This window comes from Hymenobacter fodinae (assembly GCF_004745825.1).
GTDB lineage: Bacteria > Bacteroidota > Bacteroidia > Cytophagales > Hymenobacteraceae > Hymenobacter > Hymenobacter fodinae.
Window position 1 is genome coordinate 820194 of sequence record NZ_SRLA01000001.1, and the last position, 21619, is coordinate 841812.

Sequence of the window (21619 nt, forward strand, 5' to 3'; positions counted from 1 at the left end):
TGTTAACCTTTTACATACCCTTACTGTTGAACTGCTATATATCTCCCTCTTGCTCTTGCCCCTATGATTGTCGAACCTGGTGAATTGCTGGCGGCTATTGACTCGCCCGACGACCTGAAAAAGCTCAGTCCGGACCAACTGGTGCAGCTGAGCCAGGAGTTACGACAATTTATTATCGATTCAGTTTCCATTTATGGGGGCCACTTCGGGGCATCCCTGGGCGTAGTAGAGCTGACAGTAGCGCTACATTATGTCTTCAACACGCCCTACGACCAGTTGGTGTGGGATGTAGGCCACCAGGCCTATGGCCATAAGATCCTCACCGGCCGCCGCGACCGGTTCCCAACCAACCGCCGCTACAACGGCATGTCGGGCTTCCCTAAGCGCAGCGAAAGTGAGTACGATGCCTTTGGCGTAGGCCACAGCAGCACCAGTATTGGTGCCGCGCTGGGCATGGCCGTAGCTTCTGACTATAAAGGAGAGTTCAACCGTCAGCACATTGCCGTAATCGGCGATGGGGCCATGACGGCCGGTATGGCCTTTGAAGCCCTCAACCACGCTGGGGTAGAAAAGTCCAACCTGCTGGTTATCCTCAACGATAACTGCATGAGCATTGACCCCAACGTGGGCGCGCTCAAGGAATACCTAACTGATATCACCACTTCTCGCACCTATAATAAGGTGCGTGATGAGCTATGGAATGTGCTGGGCAAGCTCTCGAAGTTCGGCCCCAACCCCCAGCAGATTGCTCGCCGCGTTGAGCAAGCCATGAAGGCCACGCTGCTGAAGCAAGGCAACCTGTTCGAGGCACTGAACTTCCGCTACTTCGGCCCTGTGGATGGCCATGATGTGCAGCATCTCGCTACCATCCTCAACGACCTCAAGAGCATTCCCGGGCCCAAGCTCCTGCACTGCGTAACGGTGAAGGGCAAAGGCTACGCGCTGGCTGAGAAAGACCAGACGCTGTGGCACGCCCCGGGTCTGTTCGATAAGGTTACCGGCGAAATCCATAAGAAAACCTACTCCACGCCCCAGCCGCCTAAGTACCAGGATGTATTTGGCGAAACGCTGGTAGAGCTAGCCGAGCAGAACGACAAAATCATGGGTGTGACGCCGGCCATGCCCTCCGGCTCGTCGCTGAACATCATGATGAAGGCCATGCCCGACCGCGCTTTCGACGTGGGCATTGCCGAGCAGCACGCCGTAACCTTCTCCGCTGGCCTAGCTACGCAGGGCTTGGTGCCGTTCTGCAACATCTACTCGTCCTTTATGCAGCGCGCCTACGACCAGGTGGTGCACGACGTAGCCCTGCAAAACCTGCACGTGGTATTCTGCCTCGACCGCGCCGGTTTTGCCGGCGCCGATGGCCCCACCCACCACGGCTGCTACGACTTGGCCTACATGCGCTGCATCCCCAACATGGTTGTGTCGGCGCCCATGAACGAGGAGGAGCTGCGCAACCTCATGTACACGGCTACCCTGCCTGAAAACGCGGGCCCCTTCAGCATCCGTTACCCCCGTGGTGAAGGCGTGATGCCGGAGTGGCGCAAGCCCCTCAAGAAGCTCACCATCGGTACGGGCCGCGTGGTGCGCGAGGGCGAAGGCGTAGCGGTACTTAGCATCGGCCACATCGGCAACTACGCCGTGAAGGCCACCCAAAAGTTGCTGGCGGAAGGCCTCAACCCCGGCCACTACGATATGCGCTTCTGCAAACCTCTCGATGAGGAGATGCTGCACAACATTGCCCGCCAGTACAAAGCCATTGTAACCGTAGAGGACGGCTGCTTGCCCGGTGGCTTTGGCGCCGCCGTGCTGGAGTTCCTTGCCGACCACGGCTACAGCCTCCCCGTTAAGCGCCTCGGCATCCCCGACCGCATTGTGGAGCACGGCACCCAGGACGAACTCTACAAAGAGTGCGGCTTCGACGCCGACGGCATTGCCGCCGCCCTCCGCGAAATGGCCGGCAAAGTAGTAGCCTCAGTCCCGTCAGAAACAGTGTTGCTGTAAGCCGCTAGGCCAGTAGTAAAAACAAAAAGCCCCGCTGGAACTATCCGGCGGGGCTTTTTGGTGTTATCCAGCCTGACAGTTTCATCAGGCTGTGTAAAGCAGTGGCCTAGCAGCTTACTCCAGCTCCGCCCGTAGTGTGTGCAGCTCTTGGGTCATCTGCTCTATGAGCTGCTGCAGAAGCTTGGTGGCTTCGGCGACCATGCTCGGGATGATGGTGGCATCAAAGGCGGCGTGCCAGGAATCTAGGGTGGTGATGAGGGGCAGAAGGCGGTTGACCTGCAGGTGCTCCAGGCTAGGCTTAAGCTTGTGAGTGGCGGCGCGCAGTGCAACTACGTCTTGGGTGGCATTGGCAGCTTGCAGCTCCTGCACTGCCTCCGTGCAGCCCTCGATAAACGATTCCAGCATCAGGACGGTGAACGAGGCATCATCTTGCCCAATCTTGCGCACAATATCCAGGTTGTAGAAAGGCTGGGGAGCAGCGTCTTCAGGAGCCGTGTCGGTAGGAGCAACGGTTAAGAGGGCTTCCTGAGCAGCTTCGGGCAAAATCCAGCGGCACAGCATCTTCAGGAGGTCGTCTTCCTGGAATGGCTTGGGCAGATAGTCGTTCATGCCGGCTTCCAGACACTTTTCCCGCTCCCCTTTAATGGCATTGGCGGTAAGCGCAATGATGGGCGTGGTGAAGTTCAGCTCCTGGCGCAGATAAGCCGTGGCTTCTAGGCCATTCATAATGGGCATTTGCACGTCCATGAGCACGGCCGCAAAGGACTGTTGGTGGATTAGCTCTACGGCTATAGCTCCGTTTTCGGCTTCTACTACTTCTAGCCCGGCATTACGCAGGAAGCCTTTGGCAATCTGACGGTTGAAGTTGTTGTCTTCCACCAATAGGATGCGCTGATTGCGCAGTTGCTCCCGAATGCCAGGCGTAACCAGCGTTTTCTGTGGCAAATCAGCTGGGGTGCCCACGGGCAGGCGTAGCGTAAAGTAACTGTGCGTGCCTTCGTGCTTCTGGCTGTCAATACTGATTTCGCCCCCCATCAGGTGCACTAGCTGCCGGCTGATGCTGAGGCCTAGGCCAGTACCGCCAAACCGCCGCGTAACGGAAGAGTCTTCCTGGCTGAACTCCTTGAAAATATCTTCTAGGTATTCGGCATCAATGCCAATGCCAGTATCAGCTACCAGAAAGCGCAGGTCGACGTAATCGTCTTCGGCGTGCTCCAGCGTGCAGGAAACCGTAACGGAACCCTTCTCGGTGAATTTCACGGAGTTACCGGCTAGGTTTAGCAGCACCTGCGTAATGCGGTACGGGTCGCCGAGCAGTACTGCCGGAATTCGCTCATCGGCCTGAGTATGGAAGGTGAGCCCTTTTTCCTCAGCCTTAAAGTGCAGGCTCTTCTCAATCTGGTGAAGCAAGCCCGTCATGCTGAACCCAATGTTCTCAATGAGCAACTGGCTGGCTCCAATTTTCGACAGGTCGAGGATATCGTTCAGAATTACTAGCAGGTTTTCGCCGGAAGTAGCAATAGCTCGCAGATAGGTGTGCTGATCCTCGGTGAGAGGCGTTTTGGCCAGTAGCTGGCCCATGCCCAGAATAGCGTTCATAGGCGTCCGGATTTCGTGGCTCATGTTCGCCAGAAATAGCTCCTTCGCCCTCGCCGATTCCTCTGCCTGCTCTTTAGCTTTGCGCAGATGGCTTTCCAGTTGCTTCTGGTGCGTGATGTCGAGAAAAATCCCAATGCTTCCGTACGTCTGGCGAGCATCGTTGTAAAGCGGGGCAGCACTCACCAACAGCCACTTTGCCTGTCCATCTTTCGTGATGATGGGCAGCTCATACGTCTCCGACACACCTTGCATACGCAAATCGTTGCGCTCGTGCATTTTGGTGAGCTCTTCGGCACTGAGTATTTCGGCCATCATGTGCTCATCGCCAAGCTCATTGCCGCAGTAGCCTGTGGTGTCGCAGAACGTTTGGTTGGTGAACAACACCCGATTATCCAGGTCCATTTCCACCAGGCCTAGATTCATATTCTCAATTATGCCTCGGTATTTCTCCTCGCGGCGCCGCAGGGCATCTTCGCTGTTCTTGCGCTCCGTAATGTCCTGAAACTTCCACAGGTGCCCAATGTAGCGCTCCGCCTCAAAAATGGGCACAAAGTCGCCTTGGGCTGTGCGTCCGTCGGCCAGCTCAAACAGCTCCGCCGTAACCAGCTCTCGCGCGTGCACTATGGTTTCGTAGCGCTCCACAAATACTTCCGGCTGGCGGAAGTGGTGTTTAATACTTTGGCTCAATGAGCTGGTATCGTAGCCAATAAGCTGATCTGGCGTTATGTCTAAGGCAAAAATGCGGCATAGTGCGTCATTTGCTAGCATCACGCGCTGATGCTCATCTTCCAGCATAATGCCTTCTTGAAAGTTGGCAATAGTGGTAGAAAAGCGCAGCGTGCTGGCTTCCAGGGCCGAAACAGCCTGCTTGAAAGCTGAAATATCTGTGTGGACGCCCGTCATAATCAGGGGCTGGCCCTGCTCATCGTGCTGGGTAATCAGCCCCCGGGCCAGCACCCACTTGTACTGGCCATTACGGCAACGCAAGCGGCGCTCTACGGAGTATATAGGTACTTCTCCCCGTAGGTAGGCCCCGGCTGCTTCCAGGCTTGGGTCGTGGTCATCGGGGTGCACGTGGTGCATCCAGGTATTCGGCATTGCTTCCGCCCCGGAGTCGGCGTACCCCAGCATTTCGTAGTAGGCGTTAGAGAAATACTCTTCGCCGGTGCGGTAGTTGAATTCCCAGGCACCGTCGCCAAACCGCTCCATGGCCAAGCGCCAGCGCTGCTCGTTTTCCTGTACCGTGTTTTCAGCCTGCTTAAGAGCAGTTATGTCGGTAAGTAGGCCACTGTACAAGCGGCCTTCGGGGGTAGAGCAGGTTAGCTGCGCTTTCCCTCGGCACCACCGCATGGGCTGCCCGGGTATCAACAAGCGCCCTTCAAACAGCCATTCTGAATTGTCAAGGCGCGTGCGCTGCAACGATTCGTCCCACTGCGCGCGGTCGGTGGGGTGCACAAAGTCCATCAACCGGTTGGCTTGCTCGGGCGTCATGCCGAAGATGGAGCCGAGCTGAGGGCTTATATAAGTGAGCCCCGACGGACCAATGTTGCTTTGGCGCCATTGAAATAACACCCCCGGCACGTGTTCCGTGTGGTAACGGAAACGCTCTTCCTGCTCCAAAGCAGTCTGATGGCGTGTGGTGATATCTTCTAGTAACCCCAAATAGGTGCCAGTAGTACCGTAGGGCTGCAGTTTTAAGTGCACCCACAAGCGCTGCCCGTTGGCACACGGCAATGGTACCTCCACCCGAAGAGGAGAATCCGCCTGCAACTGCTCCCGGAATTGTGTGGGGCTGGTGCCACCTGCTACCAAGGCTCTCAGCAACAGATCAGGCATCTGTGCAAAGTTGTAGAAGCCAGTAAGTTGCTCAAAGCCAGTGTTAACCCAGGTAAGTTCGCCCTCGGCCGATACTAGAACTACGGCATCAAAGACGGCTTCCAGTAAAGTAAGGTCGGGTTTCTCAATTTCAGGCAGAGAGCTGACAGTCGTTGACTTCACAGAACATCAAATGGGAAGTGAGTAGCGACATTACGCTAATGTTATAGTCAAGAAAGTTAGTAATTACCGACACTATCGCCAAGCCAGCTCATGTGCTAGCAGTACCAAATGAACCCATACAGACTAGAGAGCGGGAACTAAACGAGAAAAATAATTGATGTATGTACATTGATTGACGCATGAATCTGTATATTTGCATCGCAATACGCTGATGCATGCTTCGCTGCTTCACCGCTCAATTCTACACGCACACGTCACTTCTAATTTACCCGCCTCATGGCTACTACCACTTGGGTTATCGACCCCACGCACTCAGAAGTACAGTTTAAGATCAAGCACCTGGTAATTTCGACGGTTACGGGCTCCTTTAAGAAGTTTGAAGGGCAGGCAGTAACGGAGAACGACAGCTTTGAAGGCGCCCAAATTTCTTTTGCCCTGGACGTAAACAGCATCGACACCAACCAGGAGCAGCGCGATGAGCACCTGCGCAACAACGACTTTTTTGATGTTGCAGCCTACCCGCAAATCACGTTTACCTCTACCTCGCTCACTAAAGTAGAGGATGATGAGTACAAACTGACCGGCAACTTAACCGTGAAAGACGTAACCAAGCCCGTAACGCTGAATGTAGAGTATGGGGGCACGGCTACCGACTTCTATGGCAATGAGAAGGCGGGCTTTGAAATAACCGGCAAAATCAACCGCAAGGAATTCGGCCTGACTTTCCACGCCGTAACCGAAGCCGGCTCTATCGTGCTCGGCGACGAGGTGAAGCTCTCCGCTAGCGTGCAGCTGGTGAAACAGGCTCAAGAAGTAGTGGCCTAGACCACACCTGTCATAAGTCATTCTGAAACGCCAGTGGCCTCAGGCTGCTGGCGTTTTGCATGTGAAGGATATGCTACCAAGTGACCTGCTATAAGGCTTTCAAAAAGGGTTATACTCTATGGAGAACACGGTGCATGGAGTGCTTTTACCAGATGTTTTACATTTGGCGGTAACCAACCCGTAGCTAAGTAAAATGCCACAGCCAGCCATCGTATTTCTTCATGGTTTCGCCGAGTCCAGCGCTATCTGGCAAGAGTTTACCCAGCCTTTTCTTCCCCAGTACCGGGTATTGATGTTAGACCTGCTAGGCCACGGCACCAACGTGCACCACATTCAGGACTACACCATGGATGCGCAGGCCCGCTACGTGGCCGAGCAATTACGGGAGGAAGCGGTTGACAAAGCCGTAGTGGTGGGCCATAGTATGGGCGGCTATGTGGCGCTGGCTCTGGCCGAGGCGCATCCGGAGCTAATCAGTGGCCTAGTGCTTTTTCATTCTACTGCCCTGCCCGATACGGAGGAGAAGAAAGCCAACCGCGACAAAAACCAGGACTTTGTGCGGCGGCATGGAGTGCAGAAGTTTATGGACTCCTTCATCCGGCCGCTGTTTGCCCCTGCCAACCGCGACCGGCTGCAGCAGGCGCAGGAATTCCTGGAAGACATTGGTAAAGCTACGCCCGAAGCTACCGTGCTAGGTGGCCTAGAGGCCATGAAAAACCGTCCCGACCGCACAGACGTACTTCGCGCCGCTACCTTCCCCGTGCTCTTCATCGGGGGCAAAGAGGATGTGGCGGTAACAATTGACAGCTTGCTGCCCCAGTTGGCGCTACCAGCGCAAAGCCACGCGCTATTTCTGGCCGACGTAGGCCACCTCGGCTACTTAGAAAAACCGGAAGCCACACGCCGGGCAATGCTAAGCTTTGCCGAACAGGTATTCTTAGGGCATGATGAGTAGCTGAGTCTTAACGGGGTACTAAGCTGGCGCGTACAGCTCACCGAGACGCACTCGTATTGAGTGACACTTTTTCGGTGGCATTATGAGCATTACTCCCCCCACGTTGGTATTTCTGCACGGGTTTCTGGAAAGCAATGAAATCTGGGAAGATTTTCTGCGCGATTTTCCACCGCACTACCAGACGCTTAGGCCCAACCTGCCGGGGTATGGCCCTGAGCCAGCAGCAGTAACCGACTATTCCTTGGAGGCAGGAGCCGAATACGTGCACCAGTATCTTCGGGAGAAAGGGGTACACCAAGTACTGCTGGTAGGCCACAGCATGGGCGGATACGTAGCGCTGGCGTTTGCGGAAAAGTTTCCGGCTCAAGTGGCAGGATTGTGCTTGTTTCATTCTTCGTCGCTGCCCGACTCAGAAGAGGATGCGCAGCGACGGCAGCGCAACCGGGAGTTTTTGGAGCAGCACGGGGTAGAAGCTTTTACGGCGGAGTTCCTGAAGCCACAGTTCTCCGCGGCTCAACGCGAGTCCATGAGCAATGAAGTGGCCCTGCTACAACGTATTGGCGCGTCGGTAAGCGTAGAGACAGCAGTAGGTGGCCTAGAGGCCATCGGGCACCGCCCCGACCGACGAGCAGTATTGGAGCAAGCTACTTATCCAGTGCTATTCATTGCAGGCAAAGACGATAAAGCGGTGCCACTGGAGAAAACCCACGAAGAGAGCCTCCTGCCCGATCATTGCACCGTGTTGTGGCTGGCCAAGGTAGGCCACGTAGGGTTTCTGGAGAGGCCTACAGACACCCGTAAAGCCATTCAGGGCTTCGCAGAACTGGTATTCGGCAGCAAGTAAAAAGCTCAGTAAGCCAAGAGATTACCTTGTATAGAGGCTCTGCTTGAAGCTGTTGTTGCCAACGATTGAAAAAGTCATGGGCAACGTGAGAAAGACTTTCACGGGCTTGCCTTGCAGCATGGCCGGGGCTACAATTTTTTGTGCTTTCACTACGCGCATAGCCTCTTGGTCGAGCACCGCGCTGCTGCCAGGAGCAGCCGGCCTTGCACTTTAGGCGTGGCCTCCCTGGCCTAGAAGCAGTAAAACGGCGGGCGCGTAGAGCTTGAGATTCATATAAAAGATACTAACTATAGTGGGGTAAATAAGCTGTAAAGGAATGCTACCTGAGCCAAAAACGACATAGGGAGCTGAGCAACGCCTCTCTGCTGACGTAAATAGCAAGAGGCGTTGCTCAGCTCCCTATGAGAAACCAGATCAGGCTCACTAGCTAAGCAAACCCATCTGCAGCATTTTTTCGGCAATCTGCACGGCGTTGGTAGCGGCTCCCTTGCGCAGGTTGTCGGCTACTACCCACATGTTGAGAGTGCGGGGTTGGGTTTCGTCGCGGCGCAGGCGGCCGACCAGCACGGCGTCGCGGCCATGGGCATCCTTAGGCATGGGATACTGGTTCTGGCTGGGGTTGTCTACTACTTCCACGCCTTCGGTTTCGCGCAGGATGCGGTACACATCTTCCAACTCAAACTCCTGCTCAAACTCCACGTTCAGGGCCTCGGAGTGGCCGCCTACCACCGGAATGCGCACAGTGGTGGCCGTTACGCGGATGTTCTCATCGCCCATAATTTTCTTGGTCTCCTTCACCATCTTCATCTCTTCCTTGGTGTAGCCGTTGTCCTCGAACACATCAATGTGAGGCAGCACGTTCAGGTCGATGGGGTGGGGATAGGCCTGGCTGGTGATTTCGCCGCCGGCGCGCTCCTGCATCAGCTGGTCAACGGCTTTTTTGCCGGTACCCGTTACACTCTGATAGGTGCTCACCACAATGCGCTGCACTTTGTAGGCCTCGTGCAGCTTGTTGAGCGCCACCACCATCTGAATAGTAGAGCAGTTGGGATTGGCAATGATTTTATCTTCCGCGGTTAGTTCTTTCGCGTTTATTTCAGGTACTACCAGCTTCTTGGTGGGGTCCATGCGCCAGGCCGAGGAGTTGTCGATTACCACGGTACCCACTTCGGCGAAACGTGGGGCCTGCTCTTTGGAGATAGAGCCGCCAGCCGAAAAAATAGCCACTGCCGGACGGGCCGCAATGGCATCGTCCATGCTTACTACTTTGTATTTCTTCCCCTGAAATTCAATCTCCTGGCCTACCGATTTCTCGGAAGCCACGGGCAGGAGTTCGGTGACCGGGAAATTGCGCTCGGCCAAGACTTTCAGCATTTCGCCCCCGACCAGGCCGGTGGCACCTACTACGGCTACTTTCATGAGTTTAGGTGTTTTACGGCTGCAAATGTACGGCGCGAATTTCTGGTTATATTTCCTTCCTGATTATAGAATACCAAGCTTCTGGCACTTTCCCGTAGTCTGTTGAGCAGCTATGGGCCGCAGAAGCGGGCTATTCTCCCAATGCATAAGCTACTCAGTCTATTCTTGGTGAAAAATTGGTTACTCCTGCCGCTGCTGCTAAGCGCGGCTCCGGCTGCAGCGCAGCTTCAGGATACGTTTGCCGATGGCAACTTTACGCAAAACCCCACCTGGACCGGCGACGTGGCTTCTTTCCAGGTGAATGCGGCCCAGCAGCTGCAAATCAACGGCCCTGCCACCACTGGCACCGTGCTGCAACTGGTTACGCCCTGCACGGCTACTACGGGCACCACCTGGGAGTTTTGGGCTAACCTGAAACTAGCAACCAGCAGCGGCAACTACACCGATGTGTGGCTGATGGCCGACCAAGCCGATCTGACGGCTACCGGCACTAAGGGCTACTTTGTGCGCCTGGGTGGTACGCCCGATGAGGTGGCCCTGTTCCGCAAGGATGCCACGGGCAGCCTCGTGTATGTGGTGAATGGCGCCGACGGGACGCTGAAATCAACGAATAACAATGTGGTGCGGGTGCGAGTGACACGCAGCGTGCAACACCAGTGGACGTTGGAGCACGACCTGACCGGCGGAGTGGCCTACGCAAGTGAGGGCACTGCCTCCGACGCCACCTACCAGCGTAGCGCTTACTGCGGAGTAGTAGCCACCTACTCCGCAACCAACAGCAAGGCGTTTTACTTCGATGATTTCCGGGTGATGGATACCACGCCGCCGGTACTGGTAAAGGCTAGCGTACCCGCCGCGCAACAGCTAGATCTGGTTTTCAATGAAACCGTAGCGGTAGGCCAGGTGGTGAGTAATTATCGGCTAACGACTGGCCTAGCGCCCACCTCGGCCCAGCGTGATGCTACCGACCCAACGCTGGTGCACCTGACCTTTGCTACCGACCTACCGTTGGGCACCATAACCGTGGAGGCCCGCAACGTAGCCGACCAATTTGGCAATGGGGCACCGGGGCCACTGGTGGCTACCGTCCAGAACAACGGTTTTCCGGTAGCCCCGAAGCTCAATCAGGTGCTCATTACCGAAATTATGGCCGACGAAACTCCGGCGGTAGGGCTACCCGCTTCGGAGTTTATAGAAATTTATAACCCTTCGGCTACTGCGTTGCTAGACCTGGCGGGTGTGCGCCTCCAGAAACCTGGTAGTACTACCGCCGCTGTATTTCCGGCCGGCGCAGTGCTGCTGCCCGGTGAGTATGCCGTGGTATGCGGCAGCACCCGCACCGCGCAGTTTGGAGCTTACGGTAAAGTATTTGGCCTAACGAATTTTCCCAGCCTCAGCAATGCCGCCGACCAGCTGGTGCTGCGCGGCAAAGATGGCCGTACCCTGTTCGAGGTAAGCTACTCCGACACGTGGTATAAGGATACTCGCAAGAAAGACGGCGGCTGGACGCTGGAAATGCATGACCCGGCCAACCCCTGCGGGGGTGCTGATAACTGGGCCGCCAGCCTCGACCCCAGCGGCGGTACCCCTGGCCGGCGCAACTCGGTGCAGCTTGCCAACCCCGACCGGGAAGCGCCCAAGCTCCTGCGGGCCCTGGCAGTATCGGCTACGGCGGTGCGGCTGTATTTTGGCGAGAAACTGGATAGTATGGCGGCCGCCACGCCGGCCCTGTACGCGCTCAGCACCGGCACGGCCATTACGCGGGCCGCTCCCGTGGGTCCTGATTTTAGGGTAGTAGACCTCACCCTGGGTAGTGCACTCCTGGCCAATCAGCCGCTGACGGTAACCGTGCAGCGAGCTACCGACTGTGCTGGCAACGCGGCGGGACCTGCTACTTCGGCCACCTTTGCGTTGCCCGTGCCGGTGAGCCCAGGCGATGTAGTTGTGAACGAGGTTCTGTTTAACCCGCGCTCCGGGGGAGTTGATTTTGTGGAGTTGCTCAACCGCTCTGCTAACTATCTGGATATGCGGGGATGGCAGCTGGGCGGGCAGAAAACGGATGGGTCATTGGCCTGGGAAACCGTTACCTCGGAGGCGTGGCTGCTCAGCCCCGGACAACTGGTAGTACTGACTACTCAACCTGAGGTGGTGCGGGCCCACTATCCAACCCACGACCCCGCGGCGTTTTTGACCATGACTGCGCTGCCTTCTTATCCCGATGATGCTGGCCTAGTAGCAGTGGCCGATGCGCTGGGGAAGGAGCTTGACCGGTATGCGTACACCGAAAAGCAGCACTTGGCTTTGCTTGACTCGCGAGATGGGGTGTCGTTGGAGCGAATTAGAGCTACGGGGCCGAGCCTACCCGTGAATTTCCACTCCGCGGCCAGCAGTGTGGGGTACGCTAGCCCAGGCCGCCCAAATTCTCAGCAGCAGACTGACCCCACCGGCGCGGGTGTTCTGACCCTGGAGCCCGAGCTGTTCACGCCCGATGACGACGGCCAGCAGGACTTTACCACGCTCAGCTACCAGCTTGATGGCCCCGGCTACACTGGCTCGGTAACTATTTACGATGCCCAGGGCCACCTAGTGCGTCGGTTGGTGCGCAACGAAACCTGGGCCACGAAAGGCTTTTGGCGCTGGGACGGGCTCACCGATCAGAATCAGAAAGCTGCTGTGGGCTACTACGTGCTGCTCGTGGAGCTATTCAGGGCCAATGGCGGCGAAAAGCGCGAGTATCGCAATACCGTAGTAGTAGGAGCCCGCTTCTGACAAGCAGGCAATAAGTGACAACGTAAGCCACTGCTTAGGCGCAAGGTGTGCCCCGTTGTGCAGGCATGGGCAGCGTGAGTAGCAGGTGGTTAGCAGGCTGTGTTGTGGCAAAAAGCTGCAGCTCAGCTATATCCTTTAGTTTTCAGGGGCGTAAGCAAGGGTGTTCGTTCTCTCTAACACCATCTAGCTATGAAAGTCATTTCACCTCGCATGCACGGCATGCTTGATTACGGGACCATTGCCTTATTTGCCCTGGCGCCCACGCTGTTCAACTTCGACGGCCCCTATGCCACCGCCTGTTACGTACTGGCTGCTGGATACTTGCTGATTACGCTGGCCACTGACTTCCCCCTGGGTGTCATGCGCCTCATCCCGTTCCCCATGCACGGTGGCCTAGAGCTAGTGAGTGGCCTAGCCCTGCTGGCGGCCCCATTCATCTTTGGTTTTCACGACGATAATACCGTGGCCCGTAACTTCTTCATGATTATGGGTGTGGTGTTCTTGGGCTCGTGGATGCTGACCGACTGGCGCGCCGATACTCATACCCGGACGCACAACAACATGATGCCGCATCACTAAGCCGTAACTGGCCCGCACAAGCGAGAAAACCCCGTGGCCGCCGCTACGGGGTTTTTTGTGATTTTGCTTCTAACTGCCGGAAGGTCAGCCGTATCCTTGTTCTGCAGGGGCCGTATTTACAGGTAGAGTTCCACCCTCAAAAACTCAGTAGCGTATGAAAGTCCTGTCTCCGGCCGCGCACGGCGTAGTCGATATAACCTTTATCACGGTGCTCACTATGGCGCCCATCATGTTTGAGCTAAACCCGGCCGTTGATACCGCTTGCTTCGTGCTGGCCGGCGGCTATTTGCTTATCACCTTACTTACCGACTTCAAGCTGGGCTTGTTTAAGGTAATTCCGTTTCCTATTCACGGCTGGCTCGATTTGCTCACGGGCATTGCCTTGCTGGCGGCTCCGCTGCTATTCAACTTTCCGGCCGGTAGCTCCGAGCGCAACCTGTTTTGGGTACTAGGCCTGGTATCAGTGATTACGTGGTTTCTCACCGACTGGAAAGCCCATACCCGCAGCCTCATGACGGATCAATAACCGGTCACCCATAGGCAGCCTACAATTACAACACGGCCCCGGCCTCCATTCACTGGAAGCCGGGGCCGTGTTATATAACGATATAGTGGCCTAGCGCCGGAACGTGAAGCCCACGAAGAACTCCCGATCCATTTCTTTGCTCAAGGCTAAGTGCGCGCCAAAGTCGGCCTGCAGGTTTTTGTTGATGGAAAAGATGGGCGCCACATTGATGGAAGAACGCCAGCCCGAGTGCTCAGCATCCCACTGCGTTACGCCTTCCACCAGAAAGCTGAATAAGTCGCTAAACTCATGGTCGATGGCCACAGAAGGCATCATGCGCAGGTAATGATTACGCTGCTCCGAGTCGTAATTTAGGTCAGACTCTATTTGCACATCCAGGTTCCACTTGTGCGGCAGCATGATGTTGACGGGCAGAATCAGACCTCCTTCAATGGCGCCGTTGCGGGCCTGTTTGCTGGTGGGCAGGCGGGTGTAGGCCACTACCGACATGGCAACGGGGCTTTCCTGATCATCGCCGAGGAAGTTGTGCTTCACCCGAATGGCCAAGTCGCCAAACCCGCGGCTCTTGTTCCACTCCGACTGATGTTCACCGCGCTCCTTGCCAATGCTGTAGAGTGGCACCTCCACCTGCAGGTCGGTGCGGTGCGTTAGGCCCATTTTAGCTACTGCGTAGGCCACGTGAAAGTCGCGGCTGCGCATCGTGTCTTCGCGGGAGTTAATCAGGCGTACAGCGTCCGTTTCCAATTGAAAGTGCCCAGCATCTACCGTGAAGGGGCTTTCCGTAACGCCGGGTCGGTCGGGGCGCAGCTCCCGGAGTTGGTTGCGTGGCACCGGATGGAATAGGTCGAAGTGAGCCGAGTCGTAAGGCGACGACTTTTTAAGGTCTTGGGCAGCTAGTTGCAACGGGGCAAGCGCACCCAAGAGCCACAAAACTGAGTAGCGTGTAAACATGAGGGGAGAGGAGTAGGGGGTGTAATCCGCCCCTACGCAAACGCCCGAAAAGAAGCCTAGAAAACCATGGTTATTTTGAGACTCAGGTTCCGCCCCTGATTGTAGATGCCTCGCCGGCCGGTCGGCGAAGCGGCATAGTACTCAAAGTACTTCAGGCGGTTAAGGTGCGACTGATACGTGGTATTGAGGGCATTATCCAGCTGGAGAAAAAACTGAAGCCACTCGCGCTTCTCGGGGCCGCTGGCTAGGCCAGTCCCTGCTCCCAGCCCCAGCAATGCGTAGCCCGCCGTGCGCGTCTCGGTGTTATCTACGGCGTAAAAGCGGTTTTGCGGCGCATTGTAGTCGAGCACGGCCCGCACGTAGGGGTGTAGCAAGCGGCCCCAGGGGTGCTCCCGGGTGAGGCGCACCTCCGAGCGCGTGCGGAGCGGTGGTATCAGGGGTAGGTATTTGGCCGCGCTGCCATTGGCCTCCAGCAGTTGGGCCTCGCGGTTGAGGCCCGTTACGTAGGCCAGGCTGTTGCTAAACAGCAAGCTGGGTAAGGCCCGCGGGTGCAGATTCACGGTGGCCTCGGCCCCATAGAGGCGGGCCCGGCCTTGCTGATACTGATACGTAGCGTTGCCCGGCACCAGCACCACGGGTTGCCCATCGGGGCCATTCAGGCGGGCTTGGTAAATGTAGTTGTCGATGGAGTTATTGAAGATGCTGGCGCTCAGCTCGGCATCGGGCAGGTAGGCGCTCAGTCCGAGGTCTTGCTGTAGGCTAAACTCGGGCCCGAAACTACGGTTGCCCAGGTACACAATGTGGGCGCCCGGGTCGAGGCCATTGGAACCAACCTCCGTGATGTTGGGCGCCCGGTAGCCCCGCGCTACGTTGGCGCGCAGCAGCAGCCGGTCTGACAAGTTATAGGTGGCGCCTATACTGGCCGACAGGCCGCGGTACGTACCCCGAAAAGCCGGGAACTGCGGCGCTAGGCCACTGCCGGCACCCACCTGCTGTGGAAAGCCGGTGGCCGGGTTCTCGCCTACGTAAAAATCAGCCCACCGCAGCACCCGCGTATCATAGCGGAGGCCGCCCGAAAGATCGAGCTTGCCAAAGGTTTTCTTCAGGTAGAGGTAACCCCCAACGTCAAACAGGGAATAGTCGGGAATGGGGAAGTCGGTGGCGTTACGGTTCGTATTAGTCTGGTACATGCCGTTTAGGCCCAGCGTTGTCTCTATGCCCTGCCAGGCAGGAGCGGCGTAGCGTAAGTCGTAGTTGTAGGTGTTAAGGGCCACGGCTAGGCCAGCCTGCGCAGGAGCAGTGGGGTGGTTATACTCGCGGCGGATATTTTGCTGTGCCCCCAGCAGCGCGTGCAGTTCTCCGGTCCCCAACTTTAGGCGCGTCCGGCTAAGCAGGCGGTAGTGCTGAATGTGCTGGTGCAGCGGGTTGATGCGGTACGTGGCCAAGTCAGCATCTGCAACTATAGGGCGCTGCTTGATATCATCCAGCTCCCCATCAAATATCTGCCGCGTGAAGCGCCGGCTCAGAGAGTCACGGCTGCCATCGGGAATTTCCTGCAGGTTGTCGTAGAGAGTGGTGTAGAGTTGGGTCGAACCCCAGGTTTTCTCCAGCCCGGCCATGGCCGTTAGGTTCAGTTCCCGGAAAGCCGTGCCGTATACGCGACCTTCTAGGGCATTGCGGTAGGCCTGTGCCAGCCGGTATGAGCCCCGCGCCGCGTACTGCCAGCCGTTGCGGTTGTAGTGCAGGCCTAGCGAGGTGCCAATGAGGTTATTGTTCGTTTGATATTCCGTCAGGGCGTCGCCGTGTAGCTCGCCGGCGGGCCCGTTAGGCAAGCGCGGCAGCATATTGATAACGCCGGCCACCGCATCGGAGCCGTAAATTAGGCTGGCTGGGCCCTTCACTACCTCAATTCGGTCGATGTCGTACTGGTCTATTTCGATGCCGTGCTCATCGCCCCACTGCTGGCCCTCTTGGCGCAACCCGTTGTAGAGCGTGAGCACTCGGTTATAACCCAGTCCCCTGATGAAAGGCTTGGAAATATTGGGGCCAGTGGTTACGGCGCTCAAGCCCGGCACGCCTTTCACGGCGGCATCAATCACGTTGTTGCTGCCATTGAGGTGCACCTCCCGGCGGCTGAGCACGGCAATGGGCACAGGGCTCTTGCGCAGCTCTGTAGCCCTGGAAACCCCCGTTACCACCACTTCCTGCAAGGCCGCTGGGGTTGGAGTAAGCTGCGCATTCAGGGCGTGAGTTTGGCCGGCCACTACCGTCAGGCGCTGCCGCTGACTTTGGAATCCGATACTTGAAATGACTAGTTCCTGACTGCCCGCCGACACTTGCTGCAGTTCATAGCGGCCTTGGGCATCAGTGGCCGTACCCATGCCGCTGCCAGATAGTACCACCGTAGCCAACTCTAGCGGCTTACCCTCGGCCAGTACCTGCCCCCTAATACTACCCGTAGACTGGGCCAGCGCCCACTGGTTGCTACCACTAAGGAGCAAGGCAAGCAACAGAGTAAGAGTGTGTTTCATAAAACAAGTGCCGTGAGTAGAAGCAGCCGATAGACCGCCGTTACTGCGTTTAAACCGGGTTAAATAAAAATTTAGAGTAGTCTAAAAGCGAAAAGCCAAAAAAGCGCTGCTTGGCCTAGGCCTATAGCAGCGCTTTTGGTTTACCTGAAGAAGGTCTGGAACAGTAGGTAGCAGTTCAGCAGCACGATAATGCCCGACACGCTCCACGCTGCCGTTTGCAGCCAGGGCTTGTTTACGAACACGCCCATTTTGGCTTTGCTGCCCGTAAAGAGCACGAGTGGAATAACGGCAAAGCTGAGTTGAAACGACAGAATCACTTGGCTGAGAACCAGTAGCTCACCCGTGCCTTTCTCCCCGTACAGCCAGGCTACTATGAAGGCTGGCACTACGGCAATACCGCGCGTAATTAGGCGGCGCACCCAGGGCTTGAGCTTCAGATCCAGGAAGCCTTCCATCACAATCTGACCAGCTAGAGTGCCGGTGAGCGTAGAGGTTTGACCTGAGGCCAGCAGAGCTACTGCAAACAGAATGGAGGCGGCACTGGCCCCCAGTACGGGCGCCAGGAGCTTATGGGCATCGGCAATGTCGGCAATGTCTTGGTGTCCGTTGCGGTGAAATGCTGCCGCCGAGGTTACCAGAATAGCTGCATTCACAAAGAAGGCCAGAAACAGCGCCACCGTGCTGTCAATAGTAGCAAACTTGATGGCCATGCGCTTGCCCGGCTCATCTTGGGTGAAGGCCCGGGTTTGCACAATGCTGGAGTGCAGGTACAGGTTGTGCGGCATAACGGTAGCCCCCAGAATACCGATGGCGATGTACAGCATCTTAGGGGTGGTTACGATCTGAGGTTGGGGCACTAGGCCACCCACAATGCCAAACCAATCGGGCTTCGAGATGATGATTTCGTAGAGAAAGCACCCAAACACCACCGTCAGCAGGCCCGCCACAATGCTTTCCAGCACCCGGAACCCCTTGCTCTGGAAGAACAAGACCACCAGCACATCTAGAATGGTAATGGATACACCCCAGGTCAGCGGGAGCCCAAACAACAGGTTTAGGGCAATGGCTGAGCCGATAACTTCCGCTAGGTCGCAGGCGGCAATGGCTACCTCACACAGCAACCACAGCACCTTGGCTACCGGCGCCGAATAATGGTCGCGGCACGCCTGGGCCAGGTCGCGGCCCGTTACGATGCCCAGCTTGGCGGCCAAGTGCTGAAGCAGCATGGCAAACAAATTGGAAATCAGAATGACCGAAAGCAGCGTATAGCCGAAACGCGAGCCGCCTTCAATGTCGGTAGCCCAGTTGCCGGGGTCCATGTAGCCTACCGCCACCATAAGCCCCGGCCCCCAAAATGCTAGCAGCTTGCGCCAGAACGACGCACTCTGCGCGGGCACCCGAATAGAGGCGTACACCTCGGCCAATGAGTTTTGCTTCCGGGCCCGGCGCCAGCCGGTAGCGGCCTGCACATCCGCTTCGGAAGGAGTAACAACGGGAGGAGTTTGTATGGCTGGAGGCATAGAGTCAGAGGTACTTGAAGTCACAAAGTAACAGATTTTAGGGTAGTCTAAATTTATTTTTAAGACAGGTTAATTACTGCGTTTGTTTTAAAAAGTTTTGTCCGCAGTAGCCTACCAGGTTTTTTACCTGAATTTTGTTGTTCGCTCCACAGTTACGTACTCATGGCTTCACTTCCCCTCAAAACGCGCTACGGGCTACTATCGTTGGTAGTCAGTGTAGTGTTGGTGGCAATTAAATTCTACGCCTACCTACTCACCCGCTCTCAGGCCGTGCTTACCGATGCGCTGGAGTCCATCATCAACGTAGTCACCAGCGGGTTTGCGCTCTATAGCATCTACCTGGCCAGCCTGCCCAAGGATGAAAACCATCCGTATGGCCACGGCAAGATTGAGTACCTGTCTATCGGGTTTGAGGGTGCCCTGATTCTGACCGCAGGCGTGTATATTTTTCGCACTGCCATTCTCTCCTTACTGAATCCGCACGCAGTGGAGCGGCCCGACTGGGGTATGGCTCTGTTGGCCTTTACGGCCTTGGTGAACTTGGTGGTGGGCTTCCTGCTCGTGCGCGCGGGCAAGCAGCACAACTCCGTGGCGCTGGTAGGAGATGGGCAGCACCTCTACATGGACTCCGTAAGCACCTTGGTGTCATGCGCGGCACTACTCCTGGTGCTATTCACTGACAACGTACTGTTCGACTCCGGCGCTGCCTTGGTGCTGGGTGTATTTATTGTGGTGAATGGCTACCGCATGCTGCGGCGCTCCATTGGGGGGCTCATGGACGAGTCGGATGTGAAAACGGTAAAACAGGTGATTGCTGAGTTGCAGGCCCACCGCCAGCCGTCTTGGATTGATGTGCACAACCTACGCGTGCTGCGCTACGGCGCCGATTTGCACGTAGACTGCCATGTGACCATGCCCTATTACTTCACTCTCGACGAAACCCATGGCCAGGTGCACCGCATTGAGGAGTTTGTGGCCAGCAAGTTTGAGGTGGAGGTAGAAATGTTTGTGCACGCCGACCCATGCACCTTCGCAGCCTGCTCGCACTGCCACATGCCCGACTGCCCCGTGCGACAGCACCCCTTCAGCCAGGAAATACCCTGGACCCTGGCTAACACCGTAAAAAACGAGCGCCATCAGCTGCTCTTAGAAGAAGAGGAACAGGCCTAGCAACTCTGCGGTGAGGTTATATAAAGCGGGAGCGAGGAATCTGGTTGGCCACTAGGCCACACTCGGGTTCCTCGCTCCTTTTTTTAATAGGTAGCTTCTGCTGGCTGAGAAAGTAGTCATTCTATAGTAGTACTAGCTGGCTACTTATCGAAAAACCAGGAGTAAAGCAGCCACAACAGCGTCATCAGTCCGAAAACGTACCAAATCCATTTGTTGGACTCCGGCTCGGAGCCGCTTGTACGCTCGCGGCGTTTGAGAAAAGGAGGAAGCATTGGAAAGAAGGTAGATGTGGAAAACAGCTTGTTCTTCCCATACGGACGCGAAGAGTTGGCGTTCCGGCTCAGGTTGCGGCGCTGGGCTCTAGGCCGCTTCATGGCTATTCCACCACCAGGCGCTGCGTAAAACTGCCAGTAGGAGTAAGCACGCTAGCCGAATACAACCCCGGCCGCAGCTCCGCCACCGACACATCTAGCGCCGACTGCCCCGCCGCAAATCGACTGGTAAGTACCACCCGGCCCAGGGCGTCGCGTAGCTCTGTGGGCAGCGCTGTAGTAGCGGGGGCGGGCAGGCGTAGGGTTACGCTATTGGTGGCAGGGTTGGGCCACAGGCCTAGAGCTTGCGTCCGGGCAGTTGTGGTGGGCGTGGCTACGTAGGCCAGGTTCTCCAGTACCAGAATGCGGTCATCGGTAGCAGCGGGGGCACCGCGGCCGTCGCGGTTGCTGGTGCCCACGTACACGCGCCCCTGCGGCGACACGCAAATGGCTCGGAGTCGCCCGAAGGAGGTCAGGCTGGACTCGCCTGCTCCGGCCGTGGCCGTACCCGCCGCAGTAAGCGGAATTTGGGTGAGCTTGTTGCCGCGCAGGGTGGCAGCCAGCAAGCTGTTGCGCCAGCCCGGAATGGCAGGGTGGTCGTAGTACGTAAGAGCGGCTACGCCCACGGTAGGCGCCCAGGTGTAAATGGGCTCCCGCACGTTGTTGGCGGTGCAGTAGGCCTGTTCGGCGCTGAGGTTGCAGAGGCCCTCCACCGTAGGCCACCCATAGTTGCGGTTGGGCTCAATGATGTTTACTTCGTCCTCGGCATTCTCGCCATGCTCTGAGCTATAGAGTAGCCCGTTGGCGGCTCGCACCAAGCCTTGCGGGTTGCGGTGCCCAAAGGTGTAGCTGGCGTTGCCTGTCACTGGGTTATCACTCGGGATGCTGCCATCGAGGTTTAGGCGCAGAATCTTGCCGTTCAGGGAAGCGCGGTTTTGGGCGGCGGGCCGGTCCTGAGCGTCGCCGGTGGTCATAAGCAGGGTGCGGTCGGGCATAATGAGCAGGCGCGAGCCACTGTGGGTGCTCACGGCCGGAATGTTGCCCAGCAGCACCAGCGGGCTGCCCAGCGTGCCATTGGCATACGTCAGGCGCACCAGCTTCTCCTTGTAGCCATTGTCGTTGTAGTTGTACACCACATACACATAGGGCGAGGTTGCAAAATCAGGGTGGAGCGCCATGCCCAGTAGGCCACCTTCTGAGCTGGTTACCACGTCGCTAAGCGTAATGAGGGGCGTAACGGCGCCCGTGCTCGGGTTTACGCGGCTAATGCGGCCTCCGCGCTCCGTCATCCAGATGAAATTATCGGGCCCCCACACCAGCTCCCACGGTACCTGTAGGCCAGTGCTCAACGCCGAAACCGTAACCGTAGCGGTGCCTACGGGAAAGGTAGTAAGCACCGGCAGGGTTTGCGTGTGGCCGCTGGTGGCACCAGCTAGTAAGAGGCTGGTAATGGATAATGCGTACAGAGCTTTCATAGTCAGAGGCTTGCTAAACGTGTAGAAGTTTCTCGATGAACGAATTATTCTCTTCTATGGATGAGGTGGCCGCACCTTTTCCGGCCGTACCTTGCCGGCTCCTAGCTCCCTCAATCCTAGGCCACTGGTTTTGCCTGCTT

Annotated in this window: 15 protein-coding genes; 8 read left to right on the forward strand and 7 right to left on the reverse strand. The window is 56.9% G+C overall.

Features of this window, described 5'->3' with window-relative positions:
• Positions 1-63 precede the first annotated feature (63 nt).
• Entirely contained in the window at positions 64-2007 is a 1944-nt protein-coding gene (gene dxs / locus EU556_RS03470; RefSeq protein ID WP_135431041.1) for a 1-deoxy-D-xylulose-5-phosphate synthase, read from the forward strand.
• A gap of 114 nt (positions 2008-2121) precedes the next feature.
• Here the strand turns inward: dxs and EU556_RS03475 are convergent, their stop codons facing one another.
• Positions 2122-5604 carry a PAS domain-containing hybrid sensor histidine kinase/response regulator gene (locus tag EU556_RS03475; protein WP_135431043.1) on the reverse strand — a complete coding sequence of 1161 codons (3483 nt, stop codon included), beginning with the start codon at positions 5602-5604 and terminating at the stop codon, positions 2122-2124.
• 276 nt (positions 5605-5880) lie between these two features.
• Here EU556_RS03475 and EU556_RS03480 point away from each other — a divergent pair, with 276 nt between their 5' ends.
• The 3 genes from EU556_RS03480 (at position 5881) to EU556_RS03490 (ending at position 8228) form a co-directional block, all read left to right on the forward strand.
• Positions 5881-6429 (forward strand): YceI family protein, encoded by a 549-nt coding sequence (locus EU556_RS03480; RefSeq protein WP_135431045.1) that lies wholly within the window; start codon positions 5881-5883, stop codon positions 6427-6429.
• A gap of 193 nt (positions 6430-6622) precedes the next feature.
• Positions 6623-7384, forward strand: a complete 762-nt coding sequence (locus tag EU556_RS03485; protein WP_135431047.1) for an alpha/beta fold hydrolase — start codon at positions 6623-6625, stop codon at positions 7382-7384.
• 82 nt (positions 7385-7466) lie between these two features.
• Positions 7467-8228 (forward strand): alpha/beta fold hydrolase, encoded by a 762-nt coding sequence (locus tag EU556_RS03490; protein WP_135431049.1) that lies wholly within the window; start codon positions 7467-7469, stop codon positions 8226-8228.
• A 423-nt stretch (positions 8229-8651) separates the two neighbouring features.
• Here the strand turns inward: EU556_RS03490 and EU556_RS03495 are convergent, their stop codons facing one another.
• Positions 8652-9647 carry an aspartate-semialdehyde dehydrogenase gene (locus EU556_RS03495; protein WP_135431051.1) on the reverse strand — a complete coding sequence of 332 codons (996 nt, stop codon included), beginning with the start codon at positions 9645-9647 and terminating at the stop codon, positions 8652-8654.
• 168 nt (positions 9648-9815) lie between these two features.
• Between EU556_RS03495 and EU556_RS03500 the strand changes: the two genes are divergently transcribed.
• The 3 genes from EU556_RS03500 (at position 9816) to EU556_RS03510 (ending at position 13521) form a co-directional block, all read left to right on the forward strand.
• Positions 9816-12416 carry a lamin tail domain-containing protein gene (locus EU556_RS03500; RefSeq protein WP_167855434.1) on the forward strand — a complete coding sequence of 867 codons (2601 nt, stop codon included), beginning with the start codon at positions 9816-9818 and terminating at the stop codon, positions 12414-12416.
• 189 nt (positions 12417-12605) lie between these two features.
• Positions 12606-12995: an SPW repeat domain-containing protein gene (locus EU556_RS03505; RefSeq protein WP_135431055.1), complete on the forward strand. Its 390-nt coding sequence runs from the start codon at positions 12606-12608 to the stop codon at positions 12993-12995.
• A gap of 154 nt (positions 12996-13149) precedes the next feature.
• Complete coding sequence (locus tag EU556_RS03510) at positions 13150-13521, forward strand: hypothetical protein (protein ID WP_135431057.1); 372 nt, start codon at positions 13150-13152, stop codon at positions 13519-13521.
• Between the two features lie 90 nt (positions 13522-13611).
• Here EU556_RS03510 and EU556_RS03515 read toward each other — a convergent pair whose 3' ends face one another.
• From EU556_RS03515 to EU556_RS03525, 3 genes are all read right to left on the reverse strand, one after another.
• Complete coding sequence (locus EU556_RS03515) at positions 13612-14472, reverse strand: transporter (RefSeq protein ID WP_135431059.1); 861 nt, start codon at positions 14470-14472, stop codon at positions 13612-13614.
• Positions 14473-14528: 56 nt separating this feature from the next.
• Positions 14529-17003, reverse strand: coding sequence for a TonB-dependent receptor (locus EU556_RS03520; RefSeq protein WP_135431061.1), 2475 nt, complete (start codon positions 17001-17003; stop codon positions 14529-14531).
• Between the two features lie 140 nt (positions 17004-17143).
• Complete coding sequence (locus EU556_RS03525; protein ID WP_135431063.1) at positions 17144-18523, reverse strand: Nramp family divalent metal transporter; 1380 nt, start codon at positions 18521-18523, stop codon at positions 17144-17146.
• Between the two features lie 162 nt (positions 18524-18685).
• On the opposite strand from EU556_RS03525, the gene EU556_RS03530 reads away from it, so the two are divergent.
• A complete protein-coding gene (locus EU556_RS03530; RefSeq protein ID WP_135431065.1) occupies positions 18686-19693 on the forward strand; it encodes a cation diffusion facilitator family transporter in 1008 nt (335 codons plus the stop codon).
• A 140-nt stretch (positions 19694-19833) separates the two neighbouring features.
• On the opposite strand, the gene EU556_RS26620 is transcribed toward EU556_RS03530, so the two are convergent.
• Positions 19834-19965, reverse strand: a complete 132-nt coding sequence (locus tag EU556_RS26620) for a hypothetical protein (RefSeq protein ID WP_262709628.1) — start codon at positions 19963-19965, stop codon at positions 19834-19836.
• A 104-nt stretch (positions 19966-20069) separates the two neighbouring features.
• Positions 20070-21479: a PQQ-dependent sugar dehydrogenase gene (locus EU556_RS03535; RefSeq protein WP_135431067.1), complete on the reverse strand. Its 1410-nt coding sequence runs from the start codon at positions 21477-21479 to the stop codon at positions 20070-20072.
• Positions 21480-21619: the final 140 nt, after the last annotated feature.

What these genes read in the sequence shown, in the direction of transcription:
- dxs (WP_135431041.1), top strand. Translation starts at nt 64, where the DNA reads ATGATTGTCGAACCTGGTGAATTGCTGGCGGCTATTGACTCGCCCGAC.
- EU556_RS03480 (WP_135431045.1), top strand. Translation starts at nt 5,881, where the DNA reads ATGGCTACTACCACTTGGGTTATCGACCCCACGCACTCAGAAGTACAG.
- EU556_RS03485 (WP_135431047.1), top strand. Translation starts at nt 6,623, where the DNA reads ATGCCACAGCCAGCCATCGTATTTCTTCATGGTTTCGCCGAGTCCAGC.
- EU556_RS03490 (WP_135431049.1), top strand. Translation starts at nt 7,467, where the DNA reads ATGAGCATTACTCCCCCCACGTTGGTATTTCTGCACGGGTTTCTGGAA.
- EU556_RS03495 (WP_135431051.1), bottom strand. Translation starts at nt 9,647, where the DNA reads ATGAAAGTAGCCGTAGTAGGTGCCACCGGCCTGGTCGGGGGCGAAATG.
- EU556_RS03505 (WP_135431055.1), top strand. Translation starts at nt 12,606, where the DNA reads ATGAAAGTCATTTCACCTCGCATGCACGGCATGCTTGATTACGGGACC.
- EU556_RS03510 (WP_135431057.1), top strand. Translation starts at nt 13,150, where the DNA reads ATGAAAGTCCTGTCTCCGGCCGCGCACGGCGTAGTCGATATAACCTTT.
- EU556_RS03515 (WP_135431059.1), bottom strand. Translation starts at nt 14,472, where the DNA reads ATGTTTACACGCTACTCAGTTTTGTGGCTCTTGGGTGCGCTTGCCCCG.
- EU556_RS03520 (WP_135431061.1), bottom strand. Translation starts at nt 17,003, where the DNA reads ATGAAACACACTCTTACTCTGTTGCTTGCCTTGCTCCTTAGTGGTAGC.
- EU556_RS03525 (WP_135431063.1), bottom strand. Translation starts at nt 18,523, where the DNA reads ATGCCTCCAGCCATACAAACTCCTCCCGTTGTTACTCCTTCCGAAGCG.
- EU556_RS03530 (WP_135431065.1), top strand. Translation starts at nt 18,686, where the DNA reads ATGGCTTCACTTCCCCTCAAAACGCGCTACGGGCTACTATCGTTGGTA.
- EU556_RS26620 (WP_262709628.1), bottom strand. Translation starts at nt 19,965, where the DNA reads ATGCTTCCTCCTTTTCTCAAACGCCGCGAGCGTACAAGCGGCTCCGAG.
- EU556_RS03535 (WP_135431067.1), bottom strand. Translation starts at nt 21,479, where the DNA reads ATGAAAGCTCTGTACGCATTATCCATTACCAGCCTCTTACTAGCTGGT.